The following is a 16,861-nucleotide window of genomic DNA, read 5'->3' as shown; positions in this document are numbered from 1 at the left end:
TTAATCGTTCTGTGCCGTCTGCCCTGCCGCCGCCATCTGGGCGGCTTTTTGTTTTTTATAACTCAACGCCGCTGCCGGAACGGGCATCACTTTGCCGGTTTCAATCCATGTACGCAGGCGGCTGGCATCGGCAAAATGGGTATATTTGCCAAACGCATCCATCACCACCAGCGCCACCGGTTTATTATTGAAAACCGTGCGCATCACCAGGCAATGCCCTGCGGCATTGGTAAAGCCCGTTTTGGTTAGCTGGATATTCCAGTTATCGCGATACACCAGATGGTTAGTATTGCGGAATGGCAGCGTATACGACGGGTTAGAGAAGGTCGCCATATCTTCACGGGTGGTACTTAACTGACCGATCAACGGATATTGTTTGGTAGCAATCAACAATTTGGTCAGATCACGGGCAGTCGAAACGTTATGCACTGATAGCCCGGTCGGTTCAACGAAGCGCGTGTTATTCATCCCGAGAGCTTTTGCTTTCGCATTCATTGCTTTAATAAATGCGTTATAACCGCCAGGATAATGATGTGCCAGGCTCGCCGCCGCGCGGTTTTCCGAAGACATCAACGCCAGCAGCAGCATATCTTTACGGCTGATTTCACTGTTCAGTCGTACGCGCGAATAGACCCCTTTCATCTCCGGCGTCTGGCTGATGTCTACTTTTAGTTTCTCATCCAGCGGCAGTCGTGCATCCAGCACAACCATCGCAGTCATTAATTTGGTGATTGAGGCAATCGGACGCACCAGATCCGGGTGGTTCGAATAGATCACTTTGTTGGTATTAAGATCAACAATCATCGCGCTACCGGAAGCAATTTCCGGCTGCGAAGCAGTGGTAGCGGCTGCCGTTTTCGCAGCGGCCTGCGGTGCAAAAGGCACAGCCAGCATCAGGGCCAGGCTAAATAAAGAAACTCGAAATTTCGGCATGATGAGCATTCAAATAGTGGTTCACGCGCACGGGTTGCGCACCGCCGGAGTAAGGATTTACTGAGGCTAGCGAAGCCATCATAACGAGCAAAAAGTGCGGTCGTCAAAGGAGAATCGTGAGGAAATGCTGCATTGCTGACATTTACGCCAGCAATGCAACGCAAAAGAACTTTCTAGAACAGACGATAACCGTACCCCCAAAGTATGACGGTAAGGGCGAGCAGGACTTCCAGTACCAGCACACCAATCGCCAGTGTCGAACTGGAGAAGCTAAGACCTTCCTCTTTGTTGATATTCAGGAAGCTTGGAATACCGAGATAAAGCAGATACCCCGTGTAAAACAGCGCCACCGTGCCAACCAGAGCACACAGCCAGACCAGCGGGTAAAGCGCTACCAGACCGCTTAGAAACAGCGGCGTCGCGACGTATCCCGCGAAGACCATACAGTGCGCAAGCGACGGGCGCTGTGGGTAATTGCGCGCCATCCACCAAATGACCCGCCCCATCACCGCGACCCCAGCCAGCATCACGCCATAAAACAAGACAGCCAACGCCAGTCCGGTAAACCAGGATAACTTCAGGATAGTGCCATCGCCAAAATTCCAGCCGATTTGCGTGGTGCCAATGAAGGCGCAAATCACCGGAATCGCCGCCATCAGCAAAACGTGGTGGGTGTAGTGGTGAGAAATCGTTTCGTTTTCACGATTAATTACCTGCATTTCACGATCGGGATGGGAAAACAGTCCCCAGACATGGCTCATACCGCCCCCTTGTTGTGAGTTCATGAACCTGACAGTTCAAGTATAAGTCAGCTTGTGATTATTTTTTGCGCGATCACTAAATTAGTGCACTGCCCTGCGGGGCTTTTTCTGCGTGAATGATTTACTGGGTGTATGCTTACAGGCAACCAAAGGGAGACAGACTGGCCTATGGATATTAATACGCTTATTTCACAATATGGTTATGCCGCGCTGGTACTTGGCAGTCTGGCAGAGGGTGAAACCGTCACCTTGCTCGGTGGTGTTGCCGCGCATCAGGGGCTGCTGAAATTCCCGTTGGTGGTACTTTCCGTAGCACTTGGCGGCATGATTGGCGACCAGGCGCTTTATCTGTGTGGACGGCGGTTTGGCGGCAAGCTGTTACGACGTTTATCAAAACATCAGGACAAAATTGAACGGGCGCAGAAGCTGATCCAACGTCATCCGTATCTGTTTGTTATTGGTACACGTTTTATGTATGGCTTTCGGGTGATTGGTCCGACGCTGATTGGCGCTAGTCAGCTACCGCCGAAAATATTTCTACCGCTGAATATTCTCGGCGCATTTGCCTGGGCGCTGATTTTTACCACCATTGGCTACGCAGGTGGCCAAGTGATTGCGCCGTGGTTGCACGAACTTGACCAACATTTGAAGCACTGGGTTTGGTTGATTCTGGTTGTGGCTCTGGTGGTTGGTGTTCGCTGGTGGCTGAAACGGCGCGGGAAATGAAACGCCGGTGAGGTCCAACGTTTCTCTGCTTAATACTTGATAAATGAGACATCAACCGCGTTTATAGCCCCCGCCCAGCGCACTGGTGAGTTGAATGGAGGCATCCAGCCATTGCCCTTGCAAAAGCAGGCCGTTGGCTCGTTCGCGAAGCGCCGGAATTCTGGCTTCACTGACGCGGGAACCCGCGATGATGCCCGCGTTAAATCGCGCCTGTGCCAGCCCCACCACACGCATGGCATCGCGCTCAATTTGCGCCTGATGCTGGTTTTTCTCTGCCAGTGTCTGCACCTGACTCGCCGCCCGCGCCACATCATTCACCGCCTCGACCACTGCTTTGTTGTAGTTGGCAATCGACAAGTTGCTTTCGGCTTTCGCAATATCAAGATTGGCATTAAGTCTGCCACTGTCGAATATTGGCAATGTCAGCCCCGCCGTGACGCCCATCTGTTGGGCGGAACTACGAAAAAGATCGCTTAAATGCAAAGCATCCTGTTGCAGGAAGGCCATCAGATTGATGTCGGGATAAAATGCCGCTTTTGCTGCGTCGATGGTACTTAACGACGACTCGACATACCAATGTGCCGCCTGTAAATCTGCCCGCCGGGCCAGCAAGGAATATCCCAGTTCATCAGGAAGCTGGCTTGCCACTTTCGGCAACGTGACCGGATGCAGCTTCAATGCGCTTTTCTGATGGTTGGTGAGCGCACTTAATCGCGCCTCGATAATTTTCATTTTACCCGCGACATCGTTGAGCTGTTGCTGGGTTTTACTGGCATTAATATCGGTTTCCACACCTTCAACCGAAGAGGTAATTCCACGCTGATAGAGCTGGCGATCGGTCGCAATAATGGTGTTCTGCTCTTTTTCGATTTGCAGCAATACAGTGTTCAACGCCGCCTGGGTTTGCCACTCCCAGTACAGGCGTGCCACGCTGCCAGCCAGCAATTGTCGGGTCTGCTCACGTTCAGCCGCCCGTGCTTTAACATTCCCCAGGCGAGCAGTAACTTCCGCCCGATTCTTTCCCCAAATATCAAGATGCCAGCCCGCCGTTAAACCAAAAATACCGTTGGTATACCACGGCCCCGTAGTTCCTGCGGCAGGATCGTTCAGGGCAAACGGCCCCATTAACCCTTCAGCCGACATTTTTTGCCGTTCCATATCCGCAGAAAAATCTACCTGCGGGCCATCCTGGGTCGCTACTGCTTTCGCCTGCGCTTCAGCCAGTTGAATGCGCTGTTCAGCCACCTGCATATCCGGCGCGTTCTGTATTGCATTATTAATTAAGGAAGTGAGTTGATTATCGTGGTATTCCAGCCACCACTGACTGTCTGGCCAACCGTTTTTCAATGCCGCAGGTAACGCCGTGTCCACTTGCGTGGCAGGCGTTTGCAGGCTTAACGCATGGCGAGTTTCGTGCACAGGCGCACACCCAGCCAACAAAATTAAAAGCGGAAAACAGACGCTTGCTGCATTAAATGAATCACGATTCATGGGGAATAATCAGGTAAGAAACGGTGCGCGGAGATTACCGTGTGTGGCGATATATTTTTTAGTTTCGCGTGGCAATACATCAGCGGAAATAAAACGACATATCCAGAAAAATATACAGTAAGTGAATGATATCCTCTGATTTATCTTAATTGCTTATGAATGACGGCAAAGAGTTTCATTTTTTCCTATACTTATTCAGCATTCACAAATAAAGGAACGCCAATGAAAATTATACTCTGGGCAGTATTGATTATTTTCCTGATTGGGCTACTGGTGGTGACTGGCGTATTTAAGATGATATTTTAAAATTAATTAATGTCATCAGATTCGAAAATAACGAGAATATTTCAGTCTCTCATCCTGTTGCGCTCCTGTCATGTGCATTGCTTCATATAATCACTGGCGCAAGGAGCGCGCAAGGGGCGGCCAATCGCCGCCGCCCCCTGCACCCCCGGGCTCTGGCGAACAAAATCGCCGCTGCGCGGTGCCCTCGGCTTATCCCTTACGGCTACCGGGTCGGGCGCGAGGTAACATCCCTGTAAGACGCGCCCTCAGCCCACATCCATGTGGGCTGCCCCGGCCTTCAGGGAACGCCTCGGCGATTTTGACGCCACCCAACAACCGTGCGGCCTATTGATAAAGAGCTAACACATTGTCAAAAAAACATCACTATAGTTTTTTAGAGTTTCTCGATATCAATTGCCTGAATAGCCCTTGCAATATCAGGGGAATTATTCAACACCCGCACATGCTGAAATAATTCCGTTGCTTCATCATATTCTTTACGTAAATAACTCAACCACTGCTTAATCCGCGCGACGTGATATAAGCCGGTATCTCCCTGTTTCTCCAGACGGGTATACTTTTGCAGCAATGCAACGACCTCCGGCCACGGCATTCGCGGTTCGTTATATTTCACCACCCGACTCAGGTTGGGAATATTGAGCGCCCCGCGCCCAATCATCACCGCGTCGCAGCCGCTGATAGCCATGCATTGTTGCGCACTCTGCCAGTCCCAGATTTCACCATTGGCAACCACCGGAATATTCAGCCGCTGGCGAATCTCGCCAATCGCCTGCCAGTCAATATGCTCCGCGCGGTACCCCTGCTCTTTTGTCCGCCCATGCACCACCAGCTCCGTAGCGCCAGCCTGTTGAACAGCATCGGCAATTTCAAATTTTTTCTCGCCACTGTCCCAGCCCAAACGCACTTTCACGCTGACGGGCAAATGCGCCGGTACGGCTTCGCGCATCGCTTTCGCGCCCTGGTAGATGAGTTCGGGATCTTTCAGTAACGTTGCCCCACCGCCGCTGCCGTTAACCGTTTTCGACGGGCAGCCGCAGTTAAGATCCACGCCCCAGGAACCTAATTCCACCGCACGGGCGGCGTTCTCTGCCAGCCATTGCGGGAACTGCCCCAGCAACTGTACGCGCACCAGCGTACCTGAAGGAGTACGGCTGGCGTTTTGTAGCTCAGGACAAATGCGATGAAAAACTTTTACCGGCAGCAGTTGATCCACCACGCGAACAAACTCAGTGATGCACAGATCGTAGTCGTTAACTTCGGTCAGCAATTCGCGCACCAGAGAGTCAAGTACCCCCTCCATTGGCGCCAGTAACACTCGCATATCATCACCCGCAAAAAAATGAGGCGCTATGTTAGCGCCTCCGGTCAGCGGATTAAAGGTCTGCCGAGTGAGATTGCGGCAAAGCTGCAATCCCTCTCTATGCTTGATCTATGGCAAACACACTTTCTGTTGCGAAAAAGCAGATTTGCCTGAGTTCGCTGCTCACATCGTCATACCCAGGCGCGAAAAATAGCGATGAATTCTTAATGTGATCTGTAGCACATTTTATGAATTAATTGTATGATGAATCCATCTCATCTGGGGTGTTGATTATGAGTAAGACACTGAACATTATCTGGCAATATTTACGCGCTTTCGTCCTGATTTATGCCTGCCTGTATGCAGGCATTTTCATTGCATCCCTGCTACCGGTAACCATTCCGGGCAGCATTATCGGGATGCTGATCCTGTTTGTCCTGCTGGCCTTGCAAATTCTTCCGGCGAAGTGGGTCAATCCGGGGTGTTACGTTTTAATTCGCTATATGGCGCTATTGTTTGTGCCGATTGGCGTAGGCGTAATGCAATATTTTGATTTACTACGCGCGCAGTTTGGCCCGGTAGTGGTTTCCTGTGCAGTCAGTACGCTGGTGGTTTTTCTGGTGGTGAGCTGGAGTTCTCAACTGGTGCACGGTGAACGTAAAGTCGTAGGTCAGAAAGGATCAGAAGAATGATGGCAAATATCTGGTGGTCATTACCGCTGACGTTGATTGTCTTTTTTGCCGCCCGCAAGCTGGCGGCGCGGTATAAGTTTCCCTTGCTTAACCCGTTGCTGGTGGCAATGGTGGTGATCATTCCTTTTTTAATGCTGACCGGCATCTCTTACGACAGCTACTTTAAAGGTAGCGAAGTGCTAAACGATCTGCTGCAACCGGCGGTCGTCGCACTGGCCTATCCTTTATATGAACAGTTGCATCAAATCCGCGCCCGCTGGAAATCAATCATCACCATCTGTTTTATCGGCAGCGTGGTAGCGATGGTGACAGGGACTTGCGTGGCATTGTTGATGGGGGCTTCACCGGAAATTGCTGCGTCAATATTACCGAAATCGGTCACTACGCCAATTGCGATGGCTGTCGGCGGCAGTATTGGCGGTATTCCGGCAATCAGCGCAGTTTGTGTCATTTTCGTCGGGATCCTCGGCGCGGTCTTTGGTCATACGTTACTTAATGCAATGCGTATTCGTACCAAAGCGGCGCGCGGTCTGGCGATGGGGACGGCTTCCCACGCCCTCGGTACGGCGCGCTGCGCCGAACTGGATTATCAGGAAGGTGCATTTAGTTCGCTGGCGCTGGTGTTATGCGGGATTATTACTTCGCTGATCGCGCCGTTCCTTTTCCCAATTATTCTGGCAGTAATGGGCTAAAATTTGCGATGCGTCGCGCATTTTTGATGTACGTTTCACGCGTTGCATAATTAATGAGATTCAGATCACATATAAAGCCATAGCAGGTTCGTAAACTGTTATCCCATTACATGATTATGAGGCAACGCCATGCATCCACGTTTTCAAACTGCTTTTGCCCAACTTGCGGATAACTTGCAATCTGCGCTGGAACCTATTCTGGCAGACAAGTACTTCCCCGCTTTGTTGACCGGGGAGCAAGTCTCTTCGCTTAAGAGCGCAACCGGGCTGGACGAAGACGCGCTGGCTTTCGCACTGCTACCGCTGGCTGCGGCCTGCGCGCGTACGCCATTGTCGAATTTTAACGTTGGCGCTATTGCACGCGGCGTGAGTGGTACATGGTATTTCGGTGCCAATATGGAATTTATTGGTGCAACAATGCAGCAAACTGTTCATGCTGAACAAAGTGCTATCAGCCACGCCTGGTTAAGCGGTGAGAAAGCTCTCGCGGCCATCACCGTTAACTACACGCCTTGCGGTCACTGCCGTCAGTTTATGAATGAACTGAACAGCGGTCTGGATCTGCGTATTCATCTGCCGGGTCGCGAGGCGCACGCACTGCGTGACTATCTGCCGGATGCCTTTGGACCAAAAGATCTGGAGATAAAAACGCTGCTGATGGACGAGCAGGATCACGGCTTTGCGTTAACTGGTGATGCGCTTTCTCAGGCGGCGATTGCCGCGGCAAACCGTTCGCACATGCCTTACAGTAAGTCACCAAGCGGTGTAGCGCTGGAATGCAAAGACGGTCGTATTTTCAGCGGCAGCTACGCTGAAAACGCCGCATTCAACCCGACTCTGCCGCCGTTGCAGGGTGCGTTAATTCTGTTGAATCTCAAGGGTTATGATTACCCGGATATCCAGCGCGCGGTTCTGGCAGAAAAAGCCGATGCGCCGTTGATTCAATGGGATGCAACCTCAGCAACGCTGAAAGCTCTCGGCTGTCACAGTATCGACCGCGTTCTTCTCGCTTAAGCCTGGTGCCGGATGCGGCGGGAACGCCTTGTCCGGCCTACAGGTCTGGCACGCTGATAAGCGTTGCATCAGGCTTGCCAGCGCTCTCCTGATGTCGAAAATCCCGGCAAACAGTTTACCGTTTCTTGCGCAAAAGCAGCGGGTAAAGTAGCCTGATAAAAATTTCCCGAGATCGAGTCTTCTGCATGTTAAAGCGTCTGTTCTACAGCCTGTTAGTCATGATCGGCTTGCTGCTGTTGACTGTGCTCGGCCTCGATCGCTGGATGAGTTGGAAAACCGCGCCTTATATCTACGACGAGTTGCAGGATCTCCCCTACCGTCAGGTCGGCGTGGTGCTTGGCACAGCAAAGTATTATCGCACCGGAGTCATTAATCAGTATTACCGCTACCGTATTCAGGGGGCGATTAATGCCTATAACAGCGGTAAGGTGAACTATCTATTACTTAGCGGCGATAACGCGTTGCAAAGTTATAACGAGCCGATGACCATGCGCAAAGATTTAATAGCTGCTGGCGTCGACCCCTCTGATATTGTTCTCGATTACGCGGGCTTCCGAACACTGGATTCCATCGTACGCACGCGCAAAGTGTTCGATACTAACGATTTCATTATTATCACCCAGCGTTTTCACTGTGAGCGGGCATTATTTATCGCTTTACATATGGGTATTCAGGCCCAGTGTTATGCCGTACCATCGCCAAAAGATATGTGGTCTGTCCGTATTCGCGAATTTGCCGCCCGTTTCGGCGCGCTGGCTGACCTTTATATTTTTAAACGTGAGCCGCGCTTTTTAGGTCCATTGGTCCCTATTCCGGCAATGCATCAAGTGCCGGAAGATGCGCAGGGCTATCCCGCCGTCACGCCCGAACAGTTACTTGAATTACAAAAGAAACAAGGAAAGTAGTTATGGATGTACAGCAAATATTTGTCATTGCCGTTTTTTTCCTCATTCCTGTATTTTGTTTCCGCGAAGCATGGAAAGGCTGGCGTGCTGGTGCAATAGATAAACGGGTAAAAAACACCCAAGAACCGGTATATGTTTATCGTGAAAAAAATCCTGGACTCTTTTTCGCTTATATGGTGGCGTATAGCGGATTCGGAATTTTATCTATTGGCATGATTATTTATCTTATTTTTTATCGTTAATATTTTCCCGCCCCAGCTAATTATTGAGAATAATTATTACTTCAGCTAATAAACTGCGGATGTAATATTCTGATCCGCAGCTATTTGTGAATCCTTTCACAGTTTAAATGCTCCCGAACGCTTAGCCTTTATATCAGTTCGCTATATTTATTTTTTACCCTGAATGCACTCTTCGAAGCACATGCAATGTGCAGTATGACGGGTAAACCAGTCGTTTGACTTAATTACCATTAGTATTTAGGAAGATTACATGCCCCAACAAAATTATCTGGATGAACTCACTCCAGCTTTTACACCTTTATTGGCGATTAAAGAAGCCTCCCGCTGTTTATTATGTCACGATGCGCCCTGTAGTCAGGCTTGTCCGGCGCAAACTGATCCGGGGAAATTTATTCGTTCTGTCTATTTTCGTAATTTTAAGGGGGCAGCTGAGACAATCCGCGAAAATAATGCCCTTGGCGCCGTTTGCGCCAGAATTTGCCCTACGGAAAAATTATGTCAACGTGGATGTACGCGAGCCGGTGTGGATAATCCGATAGATATTGGTCGGTTACAGCGTTTTATTACCGACTTCGAACAACAAACTGGAATGGAAATTTATAAACCAGGCAGCAAAACGCTAGGTAAAGTGGCAATTATCGGCGCTGGTCCGGCTGGATTACAGGCCAGCGTGACGCTGACAAATCTGGGTTATGACGTTACGATTTATGAGAAAACAGCACAGCCAGGCGGCTGGCTTTGTCAGGGTACTCCACAATTTCGTCTGCCAAAGTCAGTAGTGGATGCGGAAATCGCCCGTATCGAAAAAATGGGTGTGACTATTGAGTGCAATTGTGAAATTGGTAAAACGATCACACTGGACCAATTAAAAGCGAAAAACCGCGCGGTGCTAGTGGCCGTGGGGCTATCGAGCGGTTCTGGGCTGCCGCTGTTTGAGCATAGCGACGTTGAGATCGCCGTCGATTTCTTGCAACGAGTGAGTCAGGCGCAAGGCGATATCAGCATCCCACAGAGTGCATTAATTATCGGCGGCGGTGATGTCGCGATGGATGTCGCCAGTACGCTTAAAGTACTCGGTTGCCCGGTGGTGACTGTCGTGGCGCGTAAAGAGATAGATAAGCTCCCGGCAAGTGAAAGAGAGTTGACCTGTGCCAGGGATCTGGGGGTTTCGATTATTGGTGGCTTTGCGCCAGTCGCCGTTGACGGCAATGAAGTTACCTTTAAGCGTGTCCTTTTGCCGGGTGAACTGACGATGACTGTAGACAAAATTTTTCTCGCCGTGGGTCAACATGCCGAACTTGCCGCTTTTGCGACGTTGCAACCACAGCCTAATTCCATCGAGACGCAAAATTACCAGACCCGCGACCCGCAAGTATTTGCCGCTGGCGATATTATTGAGGGTGATAAAACTGTGGTCCATGCAGTGAAAACTGGGAAAGAAGCCGCTGGGGCAATTCATCATTATTTAGAAGGAGCTTGCTGATGTTAACGAAGGATCTTTCTATAACTTTTTGCGGCGTTAAATTTCCCAACCCGTTCTGCCTCTCTTCTTCGCCGGTAGGTAACTGCTATGAAATGTGTGCCAAAGCCTATGACAGCGGCTGGGGCGGCGTGGTGTTCAAAACTATCAGCTACTTTATTGCCAACGAAGTGTCACCGCGTTTTGATCATCTGGTGAAAGAAGATACCGGTTTTATCGGTTTCAAAAATATGGAGCAGATTGCCGAACATCCGCTGGCGGAAAATCTGGCTGCCCTGCGGCGACTGAAACAGGATTACCCGGACAAAGTGTTGATAGTCTCAGTCATGGGTGAAAATGAGCAACAGTGGGAAGATCTGGCACGTCTGGCACAAGAAGCTGGCGCCGATATGATCGAGTGTAATTTCTCCTGCCCGCAAATGACCTCCCACGCGATGGGCAGTGATGTCGGGCAAAGTCCGGAGCTGGTGGAGAAATACTGCCGTGCGGTGAAACGCGGTTCAACGCTACCGATGCTGGCAAAGATGACGCCGAATATTGGTGATATGTGTGAGGTGGCGCTGGCAGCGAAACGCGGTGGCGCAGATGGAATTGCGACGATTAACACAATCAAATCAATTACCCACATAGACCTTAAGCAGAAAACTGGTTTACCTATTATTAATGGAAAATCAAGTATCTCCGGTTATTCCGGTAAAGCAGTGAAACCGATCGCCCTGCGCTTTATTCAACAATTGCGCACTCACCCGGAGCTACGTGATTTCCCAATCAGCGGTATCGGTGGTATTGAAACCTGGGAAGATGCGGCGGAGTTTTTATTGCTCGGCGCGGCAACACTTCAGGTAACCACCGGCATTATGCAGTACGGGTATCGAATAGTAGAAGATATGGCCAGCGGATTGTCGCATTATCTTGCCGATCAGGGATTTGATTCATTGCAGGAGATGGTAGGTCTGGCGAATCACAATATTGTCCCGGCGGAAGATTTAGACCGCAGTTATATCGTTTATCCCCATATCAATCTTGATAAATGTGTTGGCTGTGGACGCTGTTACATTTCCTGTTATGACGGCGGTCATCAGGCGATGGAATGGAACGAGAAAACGCGCACGCCGCATTGTAATACCGAAAAATGCGTTGGTTGTTTGCTTTGCGGTCATGTTTGCCCGGTGGGTTGTATCGATCTCGGGGAAGTGAAGTTTAAGAAGGGAGAGAAAGAACACCCGGTAACGTTGTAAAACCAGCATTTGGCACCGATTGCCGGATGCGGCGCATCCGGCAATACCCACAATCACATCACTTCTTACGCGCGTACTTCAGTGAATCCAGCGCCACGGCGAAGATAATAATCGCCCCTTTGATGATGTACTGCCAGTACGGGTTTACGCCGATGTACGTCAGGCCATAGTTAATGACCGTAAAGATAATTACCCCGGTCACTACACCAATGACCGTCCCCACACCGCCGCTGAACGATACGCCGCCCACCACGCACGCCGCGATAGCATCCAGCTCATACATAAAGCCGAGGTTGTTGGTGGCCGAGCCGATACGTCCAGCTTCTAACATCCCGCCGAAGGCATAGAACACGCCAGACAGCGCGTAGATCATCAGCAGGTTCAGGCCGACGTTAACACCAGATACTTTTGCCGCTTCCGGGTTACCGCCGATAGCAAAAATATTCTTACCGAAGCGGGTTTTGTTCCACAGTACCCAAACGAACGCCACGGCAATCAGCGCGTAGAAGGTGATGTAAGAGAGCCGGAAACTCCCCAGTGCAATAAATCCCTGGGCAAAGGTGGAGAAGCCGCTATCAAAACCAGAAATCGGCGACGCCCCCACAAAGTCGTAATAGAGCGAGTTGATGCCGTAGACGATAATCATCGTGCCGAGAGTGGTAATAAATGGCGTTACGTTGAGATAGGCGATAATCAGGCCGTTGATCAAACCGATAACCGCGCCAATGGCACAGACAATCAGAATAACCAGCGCTATCGGCATCGTCGCCATTTCCGGGAACACTTTGTTGGCGTTATCCATTGACTGCAATAGTGTTGCTGCCACAACGGCCGCCAGCCCTACCTGACGCCCGGCAGAAAGATCGGTTCCCTGGGTGACAATTAACCCTGCCACACCGAGGGCAATAATAATACGCACTGATGACTGGGTGAGAATATTACTTAAGTTCAATAGACTTAAAAAAGTGGGATCCTGGAAAATAATAATCGCCAGCAAAACTAAAAGAACGACGTAAATACCGCCCTCTTTCAGGTAAGTAAGAAAACTTTTCTTATTTAACGCACTCATGGGAAGCCCCTAATCTTAAAGGTGCAAAGACGCAAGACGCAGAATTTCGTTTTGCGTTGTTGTTTTTGTATCGACAATTCCGGAAACGAGGCCATTGCTCATAACCAGAATACGGTCTGTTATCCCTAACAACTCTGGCATTTCAGAGGAGATAATAATAATCCCCTTGCCTTTCTTCGCCAGTTCGGCAATTAACTGATAAATTTCAAACTTCGCCCCGACATCAATACCGCGCGTCGGTTCGTCGAGCATTAATATTTCTGGTTGCGTTAACAGCCAGCGACCAATAATCACCTTTTGCTGATTACCACCTGAGAGCGAACCAATTTGCGTACGATGCCCTGGCGTTTTTACCCGCATCGAATCAATCACCCACTGGGTATCGCTTTTCATCCGCGAGTTATCCAACAAGCCCACTTTATTTTTGTAGTTGCGAATATTGGAAATTAATGAGTTAAAGCCAATATCCAGATAGGCATAAATTCCCGTTGAACGGCGTTCTTCAGTTACTAGTGCAAATCCGTGGTTAATGGCTTCGTTGGCATTATGGTTATTGATCTTTTTGCCATGCAACGTAATGGTGCCAGCAGATTTCTCGCGAATGCCAAATAACGTCTCAACAATATCGGTACGTTTCGCCCCCACCAGCCCGGCAATACCGAGGATCTCCCCTTTATGCAGGTCAAACGAGACATCGCGAATCGATGGCTGGCGTAGTGACGTCAGGTTACGCACTTCGAGGATCACTTCGCCCGGCTTGTTTTCTTTATCCGGGAAACGCTGGTTAAGAGAACGACCAACCATCATGGCGATGATCTTGTCCATCGTCAGCCCTTCCAGCGGTTCGGTAGCGATCCACTGACCATCGCGCAATACGGTGACTTCATCACATAACTGGAAAATCTCTTCCATTTTATGCGAGATATAGACAATACCGCAGCCGCGTTCTTTTAATTTACGAATAATAGTAAACAAATGATTGACCTCTTTTTCGGTTAACGAAGAAGTCGGTTCATCCATAATCACAATTTTCGCGTTATAGGAAAACGCTTTAGCAATTTCGATCATCTGCATTTGCGAAACAGATAATGTACCGACGCGCGCACGCGGATCGATATCAATATCCAGTTCATCAAAAATCGCTTTAGTTTCGCGGTACATTTTGTCCTGATCGACAAACATGCCTTTGGTGGGGTATCGCCCCAGCCACATGTTATCCATCACCGATCGTTGTAATACCAGGTTTAACTCCTGGTGTACCATCGAAATACCATTTTCCAGTGCTTCTTTGGCAGAATGAAAATCGATCTCTTTACCCTGGAATAAAATGGTGCCGGAATCTTTTTGATAAATACCAAACAGGCATTTTAATAATGTTGATTTTCCCGCGCCGTTTTCCCCCATTAATGCATGGATAGAATGTGGCCGGACATTTAAATTAACGTTATCAAGTGCCTTAACACCGGGAAAGGACTTGTTGATACCGCTCATTTCCAACAAGTATTCACCTGATGACGGAGTCGTTGAGCTGACCATATAATTTTACCTTGTTGGTCATATAATAAGGGCGCAATAAACTATTGCGCCCGTTCAGTCTTATTTCTTGCTGAATTCAGCCAGGTTATCTTTGTCTACGCCAACATAAGGTACGCGAACCACTTTGTTGTCGATTTTCCAGTTGGTGCCGTCAGCGGCGCCCTTGCCATCGGCCAGGTTTTTCGCCAGATCAAAAGTCGCTTTCGCCTGGTTGTTGGCATCATTCAGTACGGTACCCGCCAGCGCACCGGATTTCACCAGCGCCAGAGCTTCTGGCAGCGCATCGACGCCAAACACCGGAATGCTGGACTTGTTGTGTGCTTTCAGCGCTTCAACCGCACCCATTGCCATCGCATCGTTGTTAGCAATAACCACTTCGATTTTGTTGGCGTTCGGACCAGACAGCCAGGCGTCCATCTTATCTTTCGCCTGAGCGGTGTCCCACATAGCGGTATCTAACTGTAACTGTTCAGTTTTGATGCCTTTGTCGTTCAGCTCTTTAATCACGTAAGTGGTGCGGGCTTCTGCATCCGGATGGCCCGGCTCGCCTTTCAGCAGTACGAATTGAATCTGACCGTCTTTATTCAGATCCCAACCCTGATTCGCCGCCCAGTGTTTAGCAATCAAATCGCCCTGAATAATGCCGGACTCTTTGGAGTCGGTGCCAACGTAGTAGGCCTTGTCGTAGCTATCCAGCGCCTTACGGGAAGGTTCTTTGTTGAAGAAAACTACCGGTACGTTTTGTCCGCGCGCTTTCTCAATCACTGTACCCGCAGCTGCCGGGTCAACCAGATTGATTGCCAGCGCCTTCACCCCTTTCGCCAACAGCACGTCAATCTGATCGTTCTGCTTGGACTGGTCATTCTGTGAATCATTCATCAGCAACTGGACGTCTGGTGCTGCTTTCGCATCCTGTTCGATAGCCTTACGCACAACAGACATAAAGTTATCGTCATATTTATAAATCGTCACACCAATACGGGTATCAGCAGCGTGTGCAGCGGCGCCGAATAACATGCTGGCCATCACAGCAGACAGGGTTAACACCTTCTTATTCATGGTATCTCCGGTTTTTCTTATGCAGGGTAGTGCTTGAGATAAATGCTCGGCGGGCCAGTATGGTTAATGAAGTGTTACTGAACGCCGAAGCTCATTTTTAAAAATCCGTTCGTCCATGCCCGGTAACGCTCCATAAAACGGCTCTAATTGTTGTTATGACGCCATAACCTCGATAAAAGCGATTATTCGCTGTTACATACAAGTTACAACGTTAAAACGGTGCAATCATAGCTACCACATTGTTAACATACTGTGAAATCACTCACAAATTGAAAGCGGTTACATCCCCTGATTTGCTCAGTTAGTGATCGCCGCCGCATTCTGGCGTATTGCGACAGAATGGCGGCGCACTAACGTCGGCATAAAACAGTGGCTGGCACGCGGATCAATGTTGCCTGCTGCCCCCTGCAAGGCCAGTTCCGTGGCTAATTTTGCCATCGAAGCAATGGGGTAACGCACAGTCGTTAATTGCGGGTCGGTGTAACGAGCAATGGGGATATCATCGAAACCGATGATTGAGAGATGTAACGGAATCGCAATGCCATTATCTTTTAATGCCGTCAGAGCGCCAGCGGCCATATTGTCATTATAGGCAAATACAGCGGTAAGTTGTAGATTGCGCCCGAGTAGTTCAACCATCGCCGCCTCGCCGCCTGGCATATCCGGCGTCCCCGTGCCAATCCAGCTTTCCGGCGGAACAATATCCTGCTCTTTCAGCGCGCTTATCCAGCCCGCTTTACGCATTGCGTCATCTTCAATGCTGTGGCTGGAAGAGAGATAACCGATACGTTGATGGCCGTTGTTCAGCAACATGCGCGTCGCCATTCTGGCACCGCTGATATTATCCAGACAAACACAGCGATGGGCATAGCCTGGCACAACCCGATTGATGAGCACCATGCCGGGAATGTTGTCCATAAATTGCGCCAGCTCGTCGTCACTTAACGCCTTTGAATGAACAATCAATGCGTTACAACGCTGGCGGATTAGCACTTCGATGGCGTGACGCTCTTTTTCCGCTTCATGATAGCTATTGCCAATCAACACATATTTCTGATGTTGCTGGGCAACGAGATCGACAGCTTTAACCAATGCGCCGAAAAATGCATCTGAAACATCCATGACCACCACACCGATGGTATCGCTCACCTGAGTTGCCAGCGCCTGTGCATTGGCATTTGGCCGATAATCCAGCTCACTCACCGCTTTCATAACTGCTTCACGCGTGTCGGCACTTACCAGCGTGCTGTTATTGAGCACCCGGGAAACCGTTGCCACAGAGACGCCAGCCTGACGCGCTACATCACGAATGGTGATCATATTCACTACCTGTTATGAGAATGCAGTAGGTTACTGCTTGCTGGCGGCTATTTTGTCAGCACTGAATACAGGACTTCGTGAATCGAGTCACAGCAAT

At 49.7% G+C, this 16,861-nt stretch carries 17 protein-coding genes; 9 read left to right on the top strand and 8 right to left on the bottom strand.

The genetic code is table 11. From position 1 onward, the window contains the following. Together pbpG and AACS80_RS13020 are read right to left on the bottom strand one after the other, a co-directional pair. Nucleotides 1–933, bottom strand: a complete 933-nt coding sequence (gene pbpG, locus AACS80_RS13025; RefSeq protein ID WP_130207042.1) for a D-alanyl-D-alanine endopeptidase — start codon at nucleotides 931–933, stop codon at nucleotides 1–3. Nucleotides 934–1,106: 173 nt separating this feature from the next. Then, on the bottom strand, nucleotides 1,107–1,694 hold the full coding sequence (locus AACS80_RS13020; protein ID WP_001295454.1) for a Yip1 family protein: 588 nt from the start codon (nucleotides 1,692–1,694) through the stop codon (nucleotides 1,107–1,109). Between the two features lie 168 nt (nucleotides 1,695–1,862). Between AACS80_RS13020 and AACS80_RS13015 the strand changes: the two genes are divergently transcribed. After that, entirely contained in the window at nucleotides 1,863–2,420 is a 558-nt protein-coding gene (locus AACS80_RS13015; protein ID WP_130261138.1) for a DedA family protein, read from the top strand. Nucleotides 2,421–2,471: 51 nt separating this feature from the next. Here AACS80_RS13015 and mdtQ read toward each other — a convergent pair whose 3' ends face one another. Further along, a complete protein-coding gene (mdtQ, locus tag AACS80_RS13010) occupies nucleotides 2,472–3,911 on the bottom strand; it encodes a multidrug resistance outer membrane protein MdtQ (protein WP_135410168.1) in 1,440 nt (479 codons plus the stop codon). 159 nt (nucleotides 3,912–4,070) lie between these two features. On the opposite strand from mdtQ, the gene yohP reads away from it, so the two are divergent. Further along, nucleotides 4,071–4,217 carry a small membrane protein YohP gene (gene yohP / locus AACS80_RS13005; RefSeq protein ID WP_205712852.1) on the top strand — a complete coding sequence of 49 codons (147 nt, stop codon included), beginning with the start codon at nucleotides 4,071–4,073 and terminating at the stop codon, nucleotides 4,215–4,217. A 373-nt stretch (nucleotides 4,218–4,590) separates the two neighbouring features. On the opposite strand, the gene dusC is transcribed toward yohP, so the two are convergent. Continuing rightward, nucleotides 4,591–5,538 carry a tRNA dihydrouridine(16) synthase DusC gene (gene dusC / locus AACS80_RS13000; RefSeq protein WP_135410169.1) on the bottom strand — a complete coding sequence of 316 codons (948 nt, stop codon included), beginning with the start codon at nucleotides 5,536–5,538 and terminating at the stop codon, nucleotides 4,591–4,593. A 272-nt stretch (nucleotides 5,539–5,810) separates the two neighbouring features. Here dusC and AACS80_RS12995 point away from each other — a divergent pair, with 272 nt between their 5' ends. The 7 genes from AACS80_RS12995 to preA all read left to right on the top strand — a co-directional run bounded on the left by AACS80_RS12995 (nucleotide 5,811) and on the right by preA (nucleotide 11,780). Beyond that, nucleotides 5,811–6,209, top strand: coding sequence for a CidA/LrgA family protein (locus AACS80_RS12995; RefSeq protein ID WP_001295452.1), 399 nt, complete (start codon nucleotides 5,811–5,813; stop codon nucleotides 6,207–6,209). Continuing rightward, a complete protein-coding gene (locus tag AACS80_RS12990) occupies nucleotides 6,206–6,901 on the top strand; it encodes a CidB/LrgB family autolysis modulator (RefSeq protein WP_130207051.1) in 696 nt (231 codons plus the stop codon). Before AACS80_RS12995 ends, AACS80_RS12990 begins: the two co-directional genes overlap by 4 nt. A gap of 129 nt (nucleotides 6,902–7,030) precedes the next feature. After that, the gene (gene cdd / locus AACS80_RS12985) at nucleotides 7,031–7,915 is read left to right on the top strand and encodes a cytidine deaminase (RefSeq protein ID WP_130221870.1); all 885 of its coding nucleotides are present in this window, start codon (nucleotides 7,031–7,033) and stop codon (nucleotides 7,913–7,915) included. Between the two features lie 185 nt (nucleotides 7,916–8,100). Continuing rightward, on the top strand, nucleotides 8,101–8,820 hold the full coding sequence (gene sanA, locus AACS80_RS12980; RefSeq protein WP_130207054.1) for an outer membrane permeability protein SanA: 720 nt from the start codon (nucleotides 8,101–8,103) through the stop codon (nucleotides 8,818–8,820). Between the two features lie 2 nt (nucleotides 8,821–8,822). Then, nucleotides 8,823–9,062, top strand: coding sequence for a DUF2542 family protein (locus AACS80_RS12975; RefSeq protein WP_135491635.1), 240 nt, complete (start codon nucleotides 8,823–8,825; stop codon nucleotides 9,060–9,062). 250 nt (nucleotides 9,063–9,312) lie between these two features. Continuing rightward, nucleotides 9,313–10,545 (top strand): NAD(P)-dependent oxidoreductase, encoded by a 1,233-nt coding sequence (locus tag AACS80_RS12970; RefSeq protein WP_135491636.1) that lies wholly within the window; start codon nucleotides 9,313–9,315, stop codon nucleotides 10,543–10,545. After that, entirely contained in the window at nucleotides 10,545–11,780 is a 1,236-nt protein-coding gene (gene preA, locus AACS80_RS12965) for an NAD-dependent dihydropyrimidine dehydrogenase subunit PreA (protein WP_135410170.1), read from the top strand. Before AACS80_RS12970 ends, preA begins: the two co-directional genes overlap by 1 nt. A 58-nt stretch (nucleotides 11,781–11,838) precedes the next feature. Here preA and mglC read toward each other — a convergent pair whose 3' ends face one another. From mglC to galS, 4 genes are all read right to left on the bottom strand, one after another. Further along, nucleotides 11,839–12,849, bottom strand: coding sequence for a galactose/methyl galactoside ABC transporter permease MglC (gene mglC, locus AACS80_RS12960; protein WP_001275110.1), 1,011 nt, complete (start codon nucleotides 12,847–12,849; stop codon nucleotides 11,839–11,841). Nucleotides 12,850–12,864: 15 nt separating this feature from the next. Then, the gene (gene mglA, locus AACS80_RS12955; protein WP_135410171.1) at nucleotides 12,865–14,385 is read right to left on the bottom strand and encodes a galactose/methyl galactoside ABC transporter ATP-binding protein MglA; all 1,521 of its coding nucleotides are present in this window, start codon (nucleotides 14,383–14,385) and stop codon (nucleotides 12,865–12,867) included. Between the two features lie 60 nt (nucleotides 14,386–14,445). Then, nucleotides 14,446–15,444: a galactose/glucose ABC transporter substrate-binding protein MglB gene (gene mglB, locus AACS80_RS12950; RefSeq protein ID WP_001036964.1), complete on the bottom strand. Its 999-nt coding sequence runs from the start codon at nucleotides 15,442–15,444 to the stop codon at nucleotides 14,446–14,448. A 297-nt stretch (nucleotides 15,445–15,741) separates the two neighbouring features. Further along, complete coding sequence (galS, locus tag AACS80_RS12945; protein WP_130207064.1) at nucleotides 15,742–16,764, bottom strand: HTH-type transcriptional regulator GalS; 1,023 nt, start codon at nucleotides 16,762–16,764, stop codon at nucleotides 15,742–15,744. Nucleotides 16,765–16,861: the final 97 nt, after the last annotated feature.

Origin of the sequence: Escherichia sp. E4385 (genome assembly GCF_963883145.1) — a bacterium.
Classification (GTDB): Bacteria; Pseudomonadota; Gammaproteobacteria; order Enterobacterales; family Enterobacteriaceae; genus Escherichia.
This window is presented reverse-complemented; position numbering and strand designations above follow the sequence as displayed.

Bases quoted from the DNA above. Each gene is read 5' to 3' on its own strand.
- AACS80_RS12975 (WP_135491635.1), top strand. From the start codon at position 8,823: ATGGATGTACAGCAAATATTTGTCATTGCCGTTTTTTTCCTCATTCCT.
- AACS80_RS13020 (WP_001295454.1), bottom strand. From the start codon at position 1,694: ATGAGCCATGTCTGGGGACTGTTTTCCCATCCCGATCGTGAAATGCAG.
- yohP (WP_205712852.1), top strand. From the start codon at position 4,071: ATGACGGCAAAGAGTTTCATTTTTTCCTATACTTATTCAGCATTCACA.
- AACS80_RS12995 (WP_001295452.1), top strand. From the start codon at position 5,811: ATGAGTAAGACACTGAACATTATCTGGCAATATTTACGCGCTTTCGTC.
- mglB (WP_001036964.1), bottom strand. From the start codon at position 15,444: ATGAATAAGAAGGTGTTAACCCTGTCTGCTGTGATGGCCAGCATGTTA.
- AACS80_RS13015 (WP_130261138.1), top strand. From the start codon at position 1,863: ATGGATATTAATACGCTTATTTCACAATATGGTTATGCCGCGCTGGTA.
- preA (WP_135410170.1), top strand. From the start codon at position 10,545: ATGTTAACGAAGGATCTTTCTATAACTTTTTGCGGCGTTAAATTTCCC.
- cdd (WP_130221870.1), top strand. From the start codon at position 7,031: ATGCATCCACGTTTTCAAACTGCTTTTGCCCAACTTGCGGATAACTTG.
- dusC (WP_135410169.1), bottom strand. From the start codon at position 5,538: ATGCGAGTGTTACTGGCGCCAATGGAGGGGGTACTTGACTCTCTGGTG.
- AACS80_RS12970 (WP_135491636.1), top strand. From the start codon at position 9,313: ATGCCCCAACAAAATTATCTGGATGAACTCACTCCAGCTTTTACACCT.
- sanA (WP_130207054.1), top strand. From the start codon at position 8,101: ATGTTAAAGCGTCTGTTCTACAGCCTGTTAGTCATGATCGGCTTGCTG.
- galS (WP_130207064.1), bottom strand. From the start codon at position 16,764: ATGATCACCATTCGTGATGTAGCGCGTCAGGCTGGCGTCTCTGTGGCA.
- mdtQ (WP_135410168.1), bottom strand. From the start codon at position 3,911: ATGAATCGTGATTCATTTAATGCAGCAAGCGTCTGTTTTCCGCTTTTA.
- AACS80_RS12990 (WP_130207051.1), top strand. From the start codon at position 6,206: ATGATGGCAAATATCTGGTGGTCATTACCGCTGACGTTGATTGTCTTT.
- mglC (WP_001275110.1), bottom strand. From the start codon at position 12,849: ATGAGTGCGTTAAATAAGAAAAGTTTTCTTACTTACCTGAAAGAGGGC.
- mglA (WP_135410171.1), bottom strand. From the start codon at position 14,385: ATGGTCAGCTCAACGACTCCGTCATCAGGTGAATACTTGTTGGAAATG.
- pbpG (WP_130207042.1), bottom strand. From the start codon at position 933: ATGCCGAAATTTCGAGTTTCTTTATTTAGCCTGGCCCTGATGCTGGCT.